The organism is Pseudomonas aphyarum, assembly GCF_028657055.1.
GTDB lineage: Bacteria > Pseudomonadota > Gammaproteobacteria > Pseudomonadales > Pseudomonadaceae > Aquipseudomonas > Aquipseudomonas aphyarum.
The window spans coordinates 199,756-216,221 of record NZ_JAMDGS010000011.1 but is presented as its reverse complement, the minus strand read 5'-3'; the positions used below and the strand labels follow the sequence as shown (position 1 = coordinate 216,221).

General features: G+C 61.6%; 10 protein-coding genes. 6 read left to right on the top strand and 4 right to left on the bottom strand.

The window, feature by feature from the left end:
- Positions 1-23 precede the first annotated feature (23 nt).
- Positions 24-4,607, top strand: coding sequence for a dermonecrotic toxin domain-containing protein (locus M5G18_RS17015; protein ID WP_273898183.1), 4,584 nt, complete (start codon positions 24-26; stop codon positions 4,605-4,607).
- Between the two features lie 11 nt (positions 4,608-4,618).
- Here M5G18_RS17015 and pdxR read toward each other — a convergent pair whose 3' ends face one another.
- On the bottom strand, positions 4,619-6,172 hold the full coding sequence (pdxR, locus tag M5G18_RS17010) for a MocR-like pyridoxine biosynthesis transcription factor PdxR (RefSeq protein WP_273898182.1): 1,554 nt from the start codon (positions 6,170-6,172) through the stop codon (positions 4,619-4,621).
- A gap of 92 nt (positions 6,173-6,264) precedes the next feature.
- On the opposite strand from pdxR, the gene M5G18_RS17005 reads away from it, so the two are divergent.
- From M5G18_RS17005 to M5G18_RS16995, 3 genes are read left to right on the top strand one after another with little or no spacing between them, the layout of a single operon-like run.
- Complete coding sequence (locus M5G18_RS17005; RefSeq protein ID WP_273898181.1) at positions 6,265-6,888, top strand: FMN-binding negative transcriptional regulator; 624 nt, start codon at positions 6,265-6,267, stop codon at positions 6,886-6,888.
- A 10-nt stretch (positions 6,889-6,898) separates the two neighbouring features.
- A complete protein-coding gene (locus M5G18_RS17000) occupies positions 6,899-7,345 on the top strand; it encodes a GNAT family N-acetyltransferase (protein ID WP_273898180.1) in 447 nt (148 codons plus the stop codon).
- A 12-nt stretch (positions 7,346-7,357) separates the two neighbouring features.
- A complete protein-coding gene (locus M5G18_RS16995) occupies positions 7,358-8,029 on the top strand; it encodes a GNAT family N-acetyltransferase (protein ID WP_273898179.1) in 672 nt (223 codons plus the stop codon).
- Between the two features lie 30 nt (positions 8,030-8,059).
- On the opposite strand, the gene M5G18_RS16990 is transcribed toward M5G18_RS16995, so the two are convergent.
- Entirely contained in the window at positions 8,060-8,338 is a 279-nt protein-coding gene (locus M5G18_RS16990) for a helix-turn-helix domain-containing protein (protein WP_064379753.1), read from the bottom strand.
- A complete protein-coding gene (locus tag M5G18_RS16985) occupies positions 8,335-9,687 on the bottom strand; it encodes a HipA domain-containing protein (RefSeq protein WP_273898178.1) in 1,353 nt (450 codons plus the stop codon). The genes M5G18_RS16990 and M5G18_RS16985 overlap by 4 nt, the downstream gene beginning before the upstream one ends.
- Before the next feature lie 240 nt (positions 9,688-9,927).
- Here M5G18_RS16985 and M5G18_RS16980 point away from each other — a divergent pair, with 240 nt between their 5' ends.
- Complete coding sequence (locus tag M5G18_RS16980) at positions 9,928-12,885, top strand: autotransporter outer membrane beta-barrel domain-containing protein (RefSeq protein WP_273898177.1); 2,958 nt, start codon at positions 9,928-9,930, stop codon at positions 12,883-12,885.
- Between the two features lie 311 nt (positions 12,886-13,196).
- Positions 13,197-14,552: an autotransporter outer membrane beta-barrel domain-containing protein gene (locus tag M5G18_RS16975; RefSeq protein WP_420793311.1), complete on the top strand. Its 1,356-nt coding sequence runs from the start codon at positions 13,197-13,199 to the stop codon at positions 14,550-14,552.
- 104 nt (positions 14,553-14,656) lie between these two features.
- On the opposite strand, the gene oadA is transcribed toward M5G18_RS16975, so the two are convergent.
- Complete coding sequence (oadA, locus tag M5G18_RS16970; protein WP_007954260.1) at positions 14,657-16,465, bottom strand: sodium-extruding oxaloacetate decarboxylase subunit alpha; 1,809 nt, start codon at positions 16,463-16,465, stop codon at positions 14,657-14,659.
- Position 16,466: the final 1 nt, after the last annotated feature.

Genomic DNA, 16,466 nt, shown 5'->3' with positions numbered 1-16,466 from the left:
GTTTTTTTCACGTGGACACGACCATGACTGAACCTGCCTCAGGCACCACCCCAAGCGTTTCTCCACCCTTGCTCAAACAGAGCCGGCTGGTGGATCTGACCGGCCAGGGCTACTCGCTGCATCAAGTCGCCTCGATGCTGTTGCGCGAAGCGCTGAACAAAAGCCATCCCGAGCAACACGTCGATCCGGATCGCACCATGCTCGCGACGCCCCTGGGCGAAACCGGCGCCACACAAAACGACGCGAGGGTCTTCACCTTCGAATCCCTGACCCATGCCTTCATCCGGCACTGCCTGCATCAGACCACGGCCGACTACATCGAAGGCGAGCACTTTCTGACGCGTACACCCGAAGCCATCCCGCCGATTCTCCTGTCGGTGAGCATGGACGACATCACCGCACTGGTGAACGACCTCGCACCTTTTCTGTTTCTCGAATATCAGCAACGCCAGCTCGATTACTGGAATGAATGGGCAGGTACCCGTCCGCGCTGGCAAGAGCTGGCCGAGCTGCTGTGTTCGGCCGCCAATGTGCAAACTGCCAGCGGCTGGGACGCGGACGAATGTGCGCTGGCACGATTCGTCGCGCAGTACCCGGACCGGGCTGAACGCTCGAACGTGAAAAACGATTTCGTCGATCTGAAGGCCTGCGTGATGGACATCGATCTGGTTGACGGAGAGGGCAGCACGCACCTGCTTGTCGCCGGTGCACTGGTGCTGACCGCCACCGTCAAACAGCGGCCACGAATTCTGCTGTACACCGTTGCCAATGGCTATGAGTCATTCAACTCGCTGGCCGAGCTGGGAGCGACCTTGTCACCGCGACTCAATCCCGAGCTGTCCGACCGTTCTTTGGAATGGCGCCTGATCGAGCCGCAAGGAAATATCTTCGATGTCGTGGCGCAAGCGCTGATCAGTAATCAGCTCGGCGCGATCGAGGCACTTGATCCCGCCAGCCAGTCGATCAGTGCCCGCGCCGGCTCCGGACGACAGAACCGCAGCCGGTTCAACCCGCTTGAGCGAGCACGCCTCGACCAGCTGGAGGAGGCCATCCCTGACTGGTTACAAAACGGCTCGGTCAACGACCTGCAAGACTACAGTCGCTACATTTACGAGCTGGGCAGCTTGCGCAACGGCGCCGGGAACGGCGTTTTCGAGGTAGTAGACGACATCCCTCTGATCAAACCCTACGCCGAACGCCGGATGCGCGAAGCAATCATCGCCGACGAAAGCGCTGTCGATGCTGCCGACCTGCCGTTGGATCACCTGCGAATCACGGTGACCAACAGTATCGAAACCGGCGGCTTCACCCTGCCCAATCCATTTGACCGGGTTCAGGAAACACTCGGTGAGTTCGCCCTGCAGAACGCTGCGCCTTATCAGGCCACGATCACCTTCGACAATGGCCGGGCCGTACCCGCCTGGCTGACCGCGGATTTTCTGACCGCCATCGCGGCAAAGATCGATATCGGCGGTCACTACCCGCAGTTGATCAAGCGCACATTGATCGATGACCCGATCCGTTCGACCGCGCACAAGACCCGCTATCAGCGCCAACTGCCGACGCTCCTGCCGCTGCTTGCTCTGGAGTGCAAACTCAGGCAATCGGGTGGCGTCGATGAGCGCGGTTATGCCTACGTCTGCCAATTGATGGATGCCATTACCCGCAAGCTGCCGACAGCCGAACATCCCGTGACCATCCGCCCGCTGGCGTTCGTGCCTCGCCGCCGCTTGAGCCGGCGTTCGGACGCGGTCGCCAACATGTTCATCATTTGCCCGCGCGATCACACCCAGGGTCCGTGCCTGTTGTACCGGCCGTTGCTGGACACTCCGCTGATGCAGTTCGCGTCTTTGCAGAACCTGATGTACGCGTTGTATCAGGATGGGGAGCTGCGCAATTCGATACTGGCCTGGCTCGGCAACGCCGCGTTGAGTTTCGAGTACTCGCAATACGCCTTCCCGGTCGGCCTGCCCTCGCCGTGGATCGTCACCCAACTGGCCACCGAACCGTTCATGCATCTGGATCTGACCGGCCCGATCGAACTGGAAAACGCCCCGCTCAGCGGCGACATCCTCGCCACGTTGTACGCCGCCAACAGCCAGGCGCTGGTCGATCTTGCAAACCGTCAGTCGCAGTCCAACAGTGAGCGACGCTGGGCGCTTCTGGCAGACAGCGGCTGGGCGATGTTCAGCGTCGCCGCAAACTTCATGAGCGGCGCTGCGGGCACGGCCGTGTGGGTCTGGCAGACCATCACACAGATCCAGCAGGCAATCGATGCCCACCATCGCGAAGACTCCCTCGTGACCTGGCAATCAACCGCCGATGTTCTGCTGACGCTCGGCATCATCCTGACTCAGCATGTCGTGGCCCGACGCAACCACTTGTGGTTGCCGCGCCGCAAGGAGCCTGGCGAAGCTGCCCGGCCATCAGCGGAAAACGAAGAACCCACATCCGGGTTCACACCGTCAGTCACGCTCGATCCGGTCACTGTCACCGGCGAGTTACCTGACGGGCATCGCACTCAACTGGAACCGGGGACATTGTGGCGGCCGGGCACTGGCGCACGCTTCATCGCGATGCTCGACCGCTTCAAGATTGCCACACCTGACTTGCGCGGCAGACGAGCCTCACCGGTCACTCACCTGTACACCCTCGACGGCAAGACATGCGTCCAGGTCGGAGCGCGCTGGTTCCAAGTGATCGCCCGGGCAGACGAACCGGTGCACATCGTTGACCCGGCTGATACACAGCGTATCGGCATGGCACTGAAGTACGACGAGACTGCGGGACAATGGCACTGGGACCCGAAACTGCGTTTGCGCGGCGGTATGCCGAGAAGCCGGATCGAGGAATTCCGCCGTTCCAAAAAGCAGGCAATGGACGATGCCTGGACCGAGCTTGAGCTATTTGAAGCACGCGAAACCGAGGCAAAAAAACAGCTCATGCGAGCGTTGGTAGCCCTTCCACAGGATCCCGGCGACGGCGAATTCGAGCCGCGCGCGTCTACCTATCTGGAAAAATCCATGATGCTGGGCAACGACTACACCCACGCCCTGGTCCAGCTCGAAACCTGGCGCCAGGCAGGCGGCGGAGGCTCGGTGCACCAGGCCAAACTGATGAGTCTGACCCTGGGCCAGCACCGCTGTTTCAGCACGTGGTTGCGAGTAAAAATGCGGTTATACGTCAAGACGACTCAGATATTCGTCGACAGCGCAGCCGACCACACAGCGATACCGCGCATGCAACAGATCGAAGTCGCCACCGTCGCCACAGCGATGAGCGACGAATTGATCGCCATCCTGCAGACCCTGGAACGTTCGCTGCAGGTATTGAACAGCCATTCGGCCAAAGCCCGGGAAGTGGCCAGGAAGCTGGACTGGCTGATGCCGGACTTCGGCCCGCTCGATCTCAAGGCCAATGAAGTCGGCATGTCCTATGAGCGCTGCGTCGAGGGGCAGCCGGGGGCTGCCATGGACGCTGCCCGCGTCGGGATCGGGCTCATCACCGTCGCGGCCGCCGATGCCGCCCATGAGCTGTCCCTGCTGAACAGAACCGCTGTCGTGCCCAATGGACAACCGGCGCGTATCGAACGCCTGTCGCAATGGAACGACCTGTTTGCCAGCCTCGGTGAGCGTGTTGAGCAGTTGCCTGCCGAGCATCCCGGTCAATTCGTCCAGACCCGCCTGGACAGGGTTCGCGAGCTGATCAGCGAGTTCCACGCACTGACTCGCGAACGCCTGGTCGCGGAGTTGCCCGAACCGGAGGCACAGCCGGTGCCCGTCAGGTCCCGGGCGCAGCCCTCAACGTCCCAGCCCAAAGTAAAAGTCAGCAAGAGCCGTCCCCGTCCTGACACGGATGATCAACTTTCCACCGCGCCGGACAGCGACACCGATACAGCGCTGCCGTTCGTCAAGCTTTCCCCTCAACGCCCCGAACCGAAGACGCTTGCGGATGACGAAGACCTGGTTTCATCGGCCATGCAGCTTCAAGAAAACATCGACAGCTTCAACAGGAAGACCCGCGAGGACGCCAAACGACCGGGACGTATCCCGGCAGACATTCGCGATATGTTCGAGCAGCAAGCCGAACGGCTCAAGCGAACGGCCAACGACGTCGACAGCGCGATCCTGCGAAGAAAAAACGCCGGGAAGGATCCGTGGCCCATCGCGTCACTCGTTCAGAGCCTGCTTGAAGGTGCGACCCGTACCCGTTCCGAAGGCATCGAGACGTACGCCGTCATGCTCAAACAACGCAAACCCCGAGAGACCTACTTCCAGTGGCTGCACGACAATGGCCAGGTCACGGTGATCAAGGATCCGCGCGGGCGCATCCGCACCCGGCATCGCGGGGACTACTTTCAGGAGTACCGGATTCTCGACAAGTCCAACGCCGACAAGCCGCTGTGGGTGGCGCACTTCCACTACGCCCAGCTCAAGGATGCGGATGGGCTGTACACCATCGCCCACCTGAAACCGGCCGATGCCTATTTGCAAACACTCGATGACAAGACCCGCCAGGCACTGAATACCTTCGATGCCGTCGACAATGCACTACGGCGTATCGTCGATCCGCAGGTGCGCGATCTGTTTCTGAAACCGCAGGCGTAGCCGAAAGAACATTAATCGCACCAGACTTTGCGCAGCCGGGCCAGAGCTGACTTGATCGCTGGCTCCGGCACCGCCGCAAAACCCAGCACCAGACCGGCGCGCTGATCGATCGGCGTCGTCGAGTCTGGCAGCCAGTATTTGCTCAACCCCTGGACTTCCACTTCCACGCTGGCGGCCAGCTCGGTCAATTGTTGCTCGCGGGCCACGCTGTCGACCGCCACGGCGAGATGCAGTCCGGCCGACACCGCCGGCAGTTCACCCACACCCGCCAATCCGTGTGGCCAACCGTCGATCAGGGCGTTACGCCGACTCAGGGCTGCCCGACGCATCCGCCGGATATGCCGCTGGAAGTGCCCGGCCGCCATGAACTCGGCCATCACCGCCTGAGTGCTCACTTCGGAATGCCGCACATCCACCGCGCGCCGCTGAGAAAAGGCCTCCACCAGTCCCGGTGGCAACACCAGATAACCCAGCCGTAGCGCCGGGAACGCGACTTTGCCGAAAGTGCCGACGTACAACACGCGACCCTGGCGGTCGAGCGCAGCCAGCGGGGCCAAGGGTGCGCCGGTGTAGCGATACTCGCCGTCGTAGTCGTCCTCGACGATCCAGCCGCCGGTGCGCTCGGCCCAGGCCAGCAGTTCCAGGCGTCGCGCCAGGCTCATCACCACCCCGGTCGGGTATTGATGAGACGGCGTGACATAAGCCACCCGACAATCTTCGGCGGCCGCCAGTGCCGCGCAGTCGATGCCCTCTTCGTCCACGGCAATGCCGTGCAGCCGACCGCCGGCCAAAGCGAACGCATGACCCGCTGCGCGATAGCCGGGATTCTCGATGCCCACGCCGGCACCCGGCTCCACCAGCAACTGTGCACAAAGGCTGATTCCCTGTTGCGCGCCACTGGTGATCACAATTTGCTCAGCGGAGCACTGCATGCCGCGCGAACTGCGCAAATAAGCGGCGATCAGACCGCGCAGGCGCGCATCGCCTGCCGGGTCGCCGTAACACAGTTGCTGCAAGTCGGGTTTGCGCCAAAACGCCGCGTTCAGCTTGGCCCAGACGTCGAACGGGAACAGATCGAATGCCGGAACACCGACCCGGAACGCCCGTGGCGGTCCACTCGGTGGCGTCGGTAAATGGTTCTGCTCAAGCCGCTGCAATGCACCACTGTGGATAACTTTGCTGGATGAATCACCAGTGGAATTGACCGAAATTGTGGATAAGGCTGTGGGTAAGCCTGTTGAAAACCCTGTGGATACTTTTGTGGATAATTTTTTCGCGGGCGTCACCGATTGCGGCAACTGCGCCACATAAGTGCCGTCCCCGACCCGGCCTTCAATGAAACCTTCGGCATACAGCTGATCGTAGGCGCGCACCACGCTATTGCGGGAAATCCCCAACGCCGCCGCCAGATCGCGACTGGCAGGCAGTCGCGTGCCGCTGGCCAGGCGCCCGTCGAGCACCCGCAGGCGCAAGGCCTGATAGAGCTGACGACTGAGGCCTTTGCGGCGGTCGAGCTCGATACCGGCAGGGTTGAACGGCAGCGACAGCGTGGTCGAATCGGGCATGACAATGGACCTATGAAATTGGTCATCAATGGCTCTTACAACAGACCAATAGCCTGCCTACGATGCAGCCATTCGCCAAGGAAATTTTCTCCATGTACACGCCCCGCGCCTTTGCCATCGACGACCTGTCCCAACTGCACGAACTGATCCTCGCCACCCGCCTCGCCATCCTGGTGACACACGGCGAACAAGGCTTGCAGGCCAGTCATGTGCCGGTGTTGCTGCATCGCGAACAAGGTCCGAACGGCACGCTGTACGGGCATCTGGCCAAGGCCAATCCGCAGTGGAAAGACCTGCGTGACGGCGCCGAAGCGATGCTGATTTTTTCCGGTGCCGATGCCTACGTCAGCCCGGGCTTTTACCCGAGCAAGGCCGAGCACGGCAAAGTCGTGCCGACCTGGAACTACGTTGCCGTGCACGCCTACGGTCACGCCGAAACGTTCAGCGATGGCGGCCGTCTGCTGGACATCGTCAGCACCCTCACCAACCGCCATGAAGCGGGCCGCGCCCAGCCCTGGTCGGTCGACGATGCCCCGGCCGATTACATTGACGGCATGCTCAAGGCCATCGTCGGGTTCGCCATTCCGATCGACCGCCTCGAAGGCAAACGCAAGCTCAGCCAGAACCGCAGCGCCGAAGATATCGCCGGCGTGCGCGAGGGCCTGGCCGCCAGCCCCGACATCAACGATCAAACCCTCGCTCACCTGATGCGTTAAGGAAATCACCATGAGTCAGATCGACATCCGCCCGGTCAGTGCCGCCGATCACGCCGCCTGGCTGCCGCTGTGGCAGGCCTACCTGCGTTTCTACAACACCGAATTGCCGGAGGCCGTCAGCCAAAGCACCTGGCAGCGTTTTCTCGACCCGAACGAACCGACTCACGCCGCCCTTGCCTGGGCCGACGGCAAAGCGGTGGGCATGGTGCACTTCATCTACCATCGTTCGAACTGGAGCATCGAAAACTCCTGCTATCTGCAAGACCTGCTGGTGGAGCCGCAAACCCGTGGCACTGGCGTCGGGCGCCTGCTGATCGAACACGTTTACGCCACGGCCAAGGCCGACGGTTGCTGCAAGGTGCACTGGCTGACCCACGAAACCAATACCACGGCGATCCAGCTCTACGAGCGCATCGCCGAACGCCCGGGTTTCATCCAGTTTCGCAAAGCCATTTAAGGAGTCACGCGCATGACGATTTCTCTCGCGGACTGGAAAGGCGTGCCGCCGCCCTCCACCACCCTGATCGAAGGCCGCTTCATCCGCCTGGCAAAACTCGACCCGGCGCGCCACGGCGACGATCTGTTCAATGCCCTGCAAGGCCCGGGCGCCGACCCGAAACTCTGGGATTACTTGCCCTACGGCCCGTTCCCGGAACGCAGCGCCTTCAATGACTGGCTGAACAACCACGCCGCCCACAGCGACCCGTATTTCTTCAGCGTCATCGACCGCGCCAGCGGCCAGGTGCAAGGCATCCTCAGCCTGATGTCGATCGTCCCGGCCCAGGGCCGCATCGAAATCGGCCACGTCACCTTCGGCGCCCCGATGCAGCGCTCGCCGAAAAGCACCGAGGCGGTCTACCTGCTGGCCAAAGAATCCTTCGCCCTCGGCTATCGCCGCCTCGAATGGAAATGCAACAACGGCAACGCCCGCTCCAAATACGCGGCCGAGCGGTTGGGCTTCAGCTTCGAAGGTGTGTTTCGCCAGCACATGGTTGTGAAAGGCCAGAACCGCGACACCGCGTGGTACTCGATTCTGGACTCGGAATGGCCGGCGATTGCGGCGGGGTTCGAACGCTGGTTGAGCGATGAGAATCAGACCGCGGATGGGCAGGTGAAGGGGTTGGTCGAGTGCCGCGGTTGAAACTCGATCGACACTAAGCAGGTTGCGGGTTCAGCTGTTGTTTCGCCGAACCCGTACCACGCCCATTTTCAGCCCGAACGGGCGGAACACGGCATTCAGGGATTTCAGTGTCTGATTACCCTCACCGTGTTCGATGTGCACCAGCGTGCGTACCGAAATCTTGCACATCTTCGCGAACTGGGTCTGATGCAGCCCGGTCACCTCCACGCGTAAACGGCGAACGGCTTCACCGATTTCTACGGTTCCTTCAGCCAGCGCTTCTTGAATGCTTTCGATGAGCACGGTGCGCTCGGCGACGGTCATGCTCATTTCAGATCCCACTCTTTCAATCGTTGCTCCAGGTTTTTCAGGTGGACGCCCGGATGATTCATTGTCCGGTCAGGCAAACCGCTGGCGCTCAAAATGTCCGGCAACTCGGCCAGGCACTGCGCATCTTCACGCAGGCGCTCGAAAGACTCCGGCGCGTCGGACAACCCTGCCAATGGATCATCCGGATCGGAAATATCCGCCAATGCGCGACAAACCCCTCGCCAATCGACATCTCCCGCCCTCTCCAGCTCTTTTGGCCATTTGGTCGTGCGGGTCACACCTTCGTCATCCATGACCATGGGCGCCAGATCATAAATGGGGGCCAGACGATACGAACCCTCGTCACGAATGATTGCGGTATTGCGACCGTGGTTGTCCGAATTGCCAAGAATTTTGTTGATCAGGTCCCGACGTAAATAGTCCGCCACCAGTGCCGGAATCTGATCCGCTTGCCCCGCATTGCGCCAGAGTTCGGCGAGCATGCGAATGACATCCATATGGCTCATCGCGCTTCCCGGCGTCGTCACCTCGGCCAGCGAATAAATCGACTCCACGGCAAAACGCTCTACCCCACGGCTCGTCACCTGGCGATCAAAACGCTGCATCCACAAGCTGGGTTTGTTCGCTTCCTCTAATGCCAAACCTTCTGCCGCGACGGTTTCAATGCCCAGTGCCTGAAGCGCCTGGTAGTAATGGAATTCGCTGCGCAGGATGTCTTGATCGGTTTGACTTCCCTTATTCCGGGCGAATTTCACAAACCAGTGCTGATGGACGTTTTCATCATCCAGCACAGCATCGGGGTACAGAAGTCCGGCACGATCCTCCGCCAGGAGAATCTTGGGAGCCTCACCTCCGGCCCCTGTCGCCCCACCAATCGCAGCTCCCATTTCATAGGCATATTCAAGGAAGCGGTGGTCACGGCTGACGACCTCCTGACGCTGAAAACCGATGGGCTTGCGCTCATCGACAGACTCGGCCGATTCTTTTATCCGCATGTTGCCGATCGGAGCTGGAGTGCAGCGACCAAGCAGATAAAGATCGGCACTGATGCCTGCAGGTTTCTCCTGTCCCAGACGTGCAAGAAGAAACCTTTTAGCGGCGCCTGCCGGCGCGATGTCATGCACGAATGCAGGCGTGATGGATCGCCGGCCTTCCCAATCAAGGGGGAAAAGCGCACTCACGGCCTTGGAAAAAGGGGAGCCGATGGCCTCAATGTTTTCGACCAGATACGCCGACTCGTAGCCAAAGCTGCAGCGGCTTTCGAAGCCTTTTTCGGGCGAGTCGAAACTCAACACCATCGCGTCGTGCCATTTGCCGGCGTCGAATATCTGCAATGTCAGGTTGTGCATGCGGCTCTCATCTGCAATTAAATGCATTACTGCGGTCGTTTGGTGAACTACAAGTGCAATATAGTGCATTTCAGAAGAGCGAGAGACTCGTCAACATGCATTAAAGTGCAGATTAAGGGTTTAAACCTCGAAATAAACGCAAAATAATGCAGATGCCGCTGAGTCCGCCATGGACATCATTCTGTAAAAACCCTCCGCTATACAGGACGCCCCGCTTATAACAAAAAGGACGTTCTCCCCATGCCCTTCCCGCCGCAGCGCCTGTCGTTTGCCATTGCCCTGCTGATCGCCACCAGTGCCGCCCACGGCAAGACCGTGCAGATCGACACCGCCACCACCGCGTCGCAGACACTGGGCGGCAGCGACACGCTGACAATTTCGGCACCGGGCAGCATCACCAACAGCGGCAAGGCGGTAAGCCTCAAGGACGGCACCAGCGGTGCCGGCGTAATCATCGACAACGCCGGCAAGATCATCTCCACGGGCGGCCGGGCCATCGACAGCAGTGGCGACCTGACCCAGACACGCAACTACGCCATCTACAACCGCAGCGGTGGGCAGATTCTCGGTTCCAACGACGCGATTCGCATCGACAGCAACTTCGTCAGCGGCAGCCTGTTGATCGACAACAGCGGCACCATTCGCTCGACCACAGGCCAAGGTCTGGATCTGGATGCGTTGCGCAGCAACGGGGTCAAAACCACCATCATCAACCGCGCGGGCGGGCTGATTCGTGGCGACGCCAGCGACGGCATGAAAACCGGCACGAACGCGACCATCAGCAACTACGGCGAGATTTCCACTGGCGACTCGCACAACGCCGACCAGAAATTCGACGGCATCGATATCGACACCGCGACCGGCGTCAGCGTGACCAACTACGGCGTGATTTCCGGTGGTCGTCATGGCATCACCACCGATCTGGGGGCGGCGCTGGTCAACTACGGGCAGATCACCGGGCGCAACGGCTCCGGTTTCGGTTCCGATGGCGACGGCACGGTGATCAACCACGGCACCATCACTGGCGCCTATTCCGGGTTGCAACCCAACGGTGACGGCGACGGGGTGGACATCGACAAGATTGCCCACATCGAAAACTACGGCACCATTCAGGGCGTCGGCGCCGGTGGTGTGGACAAGGGTGGCTTCGCCAATGGCAGTGAAGGCATTGCGCTGGGCGGCGGTTACATTCTCAACGCCAAGGGCGCCCTTATCAGCGGTGCCAACAGTGCCATTCTGGTGGACGACGGCAGCGGCGGTTCTGGGCTGGCGGCCACCACGCTGGAGAACTACGGCACCATCCAGGGCCTCGACGGTTTCGGCGTGAAATTCGTCGGTGAGTTCGCCGACAACGTGATCAACGGCGGCACTATCAGCGGCAGCAACGGCCTGGCGCTGGACCTGGGTGGCGGCAATGACAGCCTGACCCTGCGCAACGGCAGCCGCTTTGTCGGCGTGGTCGATGGCGGCAGCGGTTATGACCGCGTGGTGATGGACGACGCGGCGGGCGGCAGCTTCGGTGCGAGCCGCAACTTTGAATGGCTGGAAGTCAAACAAGGCGCCTGGACACTCACCGGCAGCGACGACTTCAGCGACGGCGGTGCCGTGCGCAGCGGCGCCACGCTGGTAAACCAGGGCGGTATCGCCGGCAACCTGACCGTGGACGCCGGAGGTGTGTATGCCGGCGGTGGTTCGGTAGGCAACCTCAATGTGAATGGCACGTTGCGCACCGACACCCGCCTCGGCACCGCGACCATCGTGCACGACTTGAACATGGGCAGCGCATCCACCCTCGCCTACGGCGTCAACGCCGATGGCAGCAGCGCGCCGGTCCAGGTCGGCGGCACGGCCAACCTCAACGGCGCGACACTGGCGGTCAACCCCGGCAGCGGCACGTATCCGTGGCAGAGCCATTACACGGTGCTGCAGGCAACGCGGGTCAACGGCACGTTCGGCGCGGTCACCAGCGACTACGCGTTCCTGACCCCGACCCTCGCTTATACGCCAACGCAGGTCGACCTGACTTACACCCGCAATGACGTGGCGTTCAATGAATTCGCCGCCACCGGCAACGGCAGCAACGCCGCCAACAGCCTGGCCTCGATGGGCAAGAACAATGCGCTGTACAACGCCCTGCTCAACACCACTCAAAGCAGTGCAGGCGCGGCCATCGAGCAACTGGCCGGCGCCAGCAACGCCAACCTGACCAGCGCCACCCTCGGCGCCAGCAGCCAGGTCGGCAGCAGCATGCTCTCGGCGATGCAGCAAATGGGTGGCAGCCCAGGCTTGATGGTCGGCCTCGATCAGCGTGATACGCCGATCCTCGCCGCCAACGGCGTACCGTCCGAAGCGCGAAACCTGAATGATCCGAACGCCCGGGGCCGGCTCTGGCTGCAGGCCATCGGTGGCTACGGCAAGCTGGATGGCGAACACGGCAGCAGCGGTCTGGAACAGCGCACCAAGGGCAGCGTGCTCGGTGCCGACTGGGCACTGAATCCGCAATGGCGTCTGGGCGTACTCGGCGGCTATTCGAAGACCGACCTGGACGCCACCGGCGTCGACGGCAATGTCGAGAGCTGGCATGCCGGCGTTTATGCGCTGCATCAAAACGGCCCGATCGCCTTGCGCCTGGGCGCGGCGTACAGCGGCCATCAGGGCGAAAGCAAGCGCACCATCGCGTTCAATGGTTTCAGCGATCGTCCCAAGGGCGATTACGACGCCGACAGCCAGCAAGCGTTCGCCGAACTCGGCTACGCCATGGGCACTGGCCGGCTCAGCGCCGAACCGTTCGCCAGCCTCGGCTACCAGCGCTATCACCGCGACCGCTATCAGGAAAAGGGCGGCGCCGCGGCCTTGCAGGTCGACAGCCAGACCCAGGACAACCTCAGCAGCACCTTCGGCGTACGTCTGGCGCACCTCAGCTCGCTGGACAATGGCATGAGCCTGACACCGCGCATGGCCGCCGGCTGGAAGCACACCTATGGCGATGTCAGCAGCTCGACCCGTCAGGCCTTCGTCGTTGGCGGCACGGCGTTCAGCGTCGATGGCAGCTCGCTGGATCGCGACAGCCTCGTACTCGAAGCAGGGCTGGATCTTGGCATTTCCGCGCGGCATACGCTGGGGCTGGGATACAGCGGCGAGATTGGCAGCAACAGCCGTAATCACGGGTTGATCGGGCAGTGGCAGATGAGTTTTTGAGATTTCGCCAATCCGGATTTCAGCGGGTGTTGTAGGTAAAGGCGTCTGGTCGATCGGGTAATTATGGCGGGTTCATTACCTGCCAGCGCCCGGGCTACAAAAGCAGACGTCATCACCTGCACACGGTTCGGAATTGCCCGGCATCGGCGCACCGGCATCGACTTTTACAGTTTGGCCTCATTTCACCTGAGGCAAACGGAATGCCCATTCAATGCAAATACAAGCTCCAACATCTTGTCCTCGCGGTTGCGCTGGCAGTCGGTTGCGTGGATTTTTCTCTGGCGGAGCAGTCGGAGCCCGACGCGCCTGTCATGGACGAAGTGAAACCCAAGCCTGCGCGCAAGAAGAAAGAAAAACCTGCTCCGCCCAGTCTCGCTCCAGAGCCACTGCTTGCTGAAAGTATCGCTCCGACGCCAGAAACATTTCCGGTCAGCACTGAGATTCCAGCTTCCCCCCTTCCTGCACCCGAGGGCATTCCCGCCGAGAAAGTCGCCACGACGCAAAGCGGCAGCGCGCTCGAAGAAAGCCTGGAAAAACCAGTGCCCTTACCGGAACCGGTTCTGGCCGAAACACCCGCAGCTCAACAAACCCAAGTGGTTGACCAGCCACAGTCAACGGACTCCCCTCCGCCGCCAGGCAACGCAGCCGTTGCGACCCTGCTCGCTGCCGACGAAACCACGGCCGCCCTTGCCCTCGATCAACTGGCCGGTGGCAGCAACGCCAACCTCGCCAAAGCAACCTTGAGCAGCGTCACACCGGTCAGCGCCAGCTTGCTGTCGGCCATGCACCAACTCGATAACCTGCATGACAATCAACCAGACGCACCCCGCCACGCAGCCGGAAACGCCGAGAGCGGCAGGGTCTGGCTGCAGGCCCTCGGCCACAGCGGGAAACTGGATCGCGATGTGGAGCCCATGCAGCATTCCACCAAAGGACTGCTGCTAGGCGCGGACTGGCGCCTCGACGAAGAATGGCGACTGGGCTTGATGGGCGGCACCTCCGACACGCGCATGGACAGCAAGGAACTGGACGGCGACCTCGACAGTTGGCACCTCGGCGCCTACGCCTTGCGCCAGACCGGTCTGTTGTCAATTCGGTTAGGCGCGGCCTGGAGCAACCATGAAGGCAGTACCCGCCGCGAAGTCGCGTTCGGCCGCTTCCATGACCGACTGAAAGGCAACTACCAGGCCACTACCCAACAAGCGCTCATCGAGTCGGGATACAACCTGGGGCGGGCCAACGTCAGCATCGAGCCGTTTGCCAGCCTCGGCTACCAACGCTACCAGCGCGACGGCTATACCGAAAAAGGCGGAGCGGCGGCGCTCAAGGTTCACGCTCAATCCCAGGGCAACTTCAACACCACCATCGGCCTGCGCATGGCGAAAGTCAGCACCCTGGATAACGGCATGCGCCTCACGCCACGATTCAGCGCGGGGTGGAAACACGTTTATGGCGAGACCTACACCAGCACCCGACAACGTCTGGTCACCGGCGGCCATGACTACACCGTTTACGGGGCAGAGCTGGATCGCAACAGTCTGACGCTCGACACCGGGCTTGATCTGGCCGTCTCGTCCAGCCACACACTCGGTGTGGGCTTGTCGGGTGAGATCGGTACCGACAGCCGAAACCATGGTGTATCGGGCCAGTGGCGAATGGCGTTCTGAGCCCAGACTGGCTGCTGCCGCAGGTTGCGGCAGCACTTTGAAAGCAAAAAAAAGGGGAGCACATGCTCCCCCGAGGTTTAAAGCGTTGTATCGAGGCCGTTATCTCAGCCTTCGATCTCGATCAGGATTTCGCCCGGGTTCACCCGGTCGCCCTTGGCAACGTGGATAGCGGTTACCTTGCCGGCAATCGCCGCCTGGACTTCGGTCTCCATCTTCATCGCTTCGGTGATCAGCACAGCCTGGCCCGCCTTGACGGTGTCGCCTTCCTTGACCAGCACATCGACGATGTTGCCCGGCATGGTGGTGCTGACATGGCCCGGTGCCGAAGCCTGCTTGCGCTTGCTGCTGCCGCCGCCGACGAATTCGTTGAGCGGTTCGAACACCACTTCTTCCGGCATGCCGTCGATGGACAGGTAGAAGTGACGCTTGCCTTCGGCCTTCACGCCGACACCGGTGATGTCCACGCGGTAGGTTTCGCCGTGGACGTCGATGACGAACTCGGTCGGTACACCTTCGCCGCCGGCCGAAGCCACCTTGCCCGCTTCCGGGATCGGCAGCAGCACTTCCGGGGTGAGGGTGCCGGCGGCACGCTCTTCGAGGAACTTGCGGCCGATGTCCGGGAACATGGCGAAGGTCAGCACGTCTTCTTCGGACTTAGCCAGTGCGCCGATATCGGCACGCAGCTTGGTCATTTCCGGTTTGAGCAGATCGGCCGGGCGTACGTCGATCACCTCTTCGCTGCCGATGGCCTGACGACGCAATTTCTCGTTCACGGTGCCCGGCGCCTTGCCGTAGCCGCCTTGCAGGTAGAGCTTCACCTCGTTGGTAATGGTCTTGTAGCGCTCGCCGGCCAGCACGTTGAAGAACGCCTGGGTGCCGACGATCTGCGAAGTCGGGGTCACCAGCGGCGGGAAGCCGAGGTCTTCACGTACGCGCGGGATCTCCGCCAGCACTTCGCCCATGCGGTTCAGAGCGCCCTGCTCTTTCAACTGGTTGGCCAGGTTGGAAATCATCCCGCCCGGCACCTGGTTGACTTGAACACGGGTGTCGACGGCGGTGAATTCGCTTTCGAACTGGTGGTATTTCTTGCGCACGGCGTAGAAGTACAGGCCGATTTCCTGCAACAGCTCCAGGTTCAGACCGGTATCGAACTCGGTGCCTTTGAGTGCAGCGACCATGGATTCGGTGCCAGGGTGACTGGTGCCCGAAGCGAAGCTGGAGATCGCGGTGTCGATGTGGTCGGCACCGTTTTCGATCGCCTTGAGCTGGCACATGGTTGCCAGGCCGGCGGTGTCGTGGGAGTGGATGAACACTGGCAGCGACTGCTCGGCTTTCAGTGCACGCACCAGCTCACCGGTAGCGTACGGGGTCAGCAGACCGGCCATGTCCTTGATCGCCACCGAGTCGCAACCCATGGCTTCCATTTGCTTGGCCTGGGCGACGAACGCGTCGATGGTGTGCACCGGGCTGGTGGTGTATGCGATGGTGCCCTGGGCGTGTTTGCCGGCAGCCTTCACCGCTTCGATTGCCACGCGCAGGTTACGCACGTCGTTCATCGCGTCGAAGATACGGAACACGTCGATGCCGTTGACCGCGGCCTTGGCGACGAACGCTTTGACCACGTCATCGCTGTAGTGGCGGTAGCCCAGCAGGTTCTGGCCGCGCAGGAGCATTTGCAGACGGGTGTTGGGCAGCGCGGCGCGCAGTTGGCGCAGACGCTCCCACGGGTCTTCTTTCAGGAAACGCACGCAGGCGTCGAAGGTCGCGCCGCCCCAGCATTCCAGCGACCAGTAGCCGACTTTGTCGAGCTTGTCGCAGATCGGCAGCATGTCTTCGGTGCGCATGCGGGTGGCGAGCAGCGATTGGTGAGCGTCGCGCAGGATGGTGTCGGTTACGAAAATCTTTTTAGTCATT

What these genes read in the sequence shown, in the direction of transcription:
- pdxR (WP_273898182.1), bottom strand. Translation starts at nt 6,172, where the DNA reads ATGCCCGATTCGACCACGCTGTCGCTGCCGTTCAACCCTGCCGGTATC.
- M5G18_RS16990 (WP_064379753.1), bottom strand. Translation starts at nt 8,338, where the DNA reads ATGAGCATGACCGTCGCCGAGCGCACCGTGCTCATCGAAAGCATTCAA.
- M5G18_RS17000 (WP_273898180.1), top strand. Translation starts at nt 6,899, where the DNA reads ATGAGTCAGATCGACATCCGCCCGGTCAGTGCCGCCGATCACGCCGCC.
- M5G18_RS17005 (WP_273898181.1), top strand. Translation starts at nt 6,265, where the DNA reads ATGTACACGCCCCGCGCCTTTGCCATCGACGACCTGTCCCAACTGCAC.
- M5G18_RS16980 (WP_273898177.1), top strand. Translation starts at nt 9,928, where the DNA reads ATGCCCTTCCCGCCGCAGCGCCTGTCGTTTGCCATTGCCCTGCTGATC.
- M5G18_RS17015 (WP_273898183.1), top strand. Translation starts at nt 24, where the DNA reads ATGACTGAACCTGCCTCAGGCACCACCCCAAGCGTTTCTCCACCCTTG.
- oadA (WP_007954260.1), bottom strand. Translation starts at nt 16,465, where the DNA reads ATGACTAAAAAGATTTTCGTAACCGACACCATCCTGCGCGACGCTCAC.
- M5G18_RS16995 (WP_273898179.1), top strand. Translation starts at nt 7,358, where the DNA reads ATGACGATTTCTCTCGCGGACTGGAAAGGCGTGCCGCCGCCCTCCACC.
- M5G18_RS16975 (WP_420793311.1), top strand. Translation starts at nt 13,197, where the DNA reads ATGGACGAAGTGAAACCCAAGCCTGCGCGCAAGAAGAAAGAAAAACCT.
- M5G18_RS16985 (WP_273898178.1), bottom strand. Translation starts at nt 9,687, where the DNA reads ATGCACAACCTGACATTGCAGATATTCGACGCCGGCAAATGGCACGAC.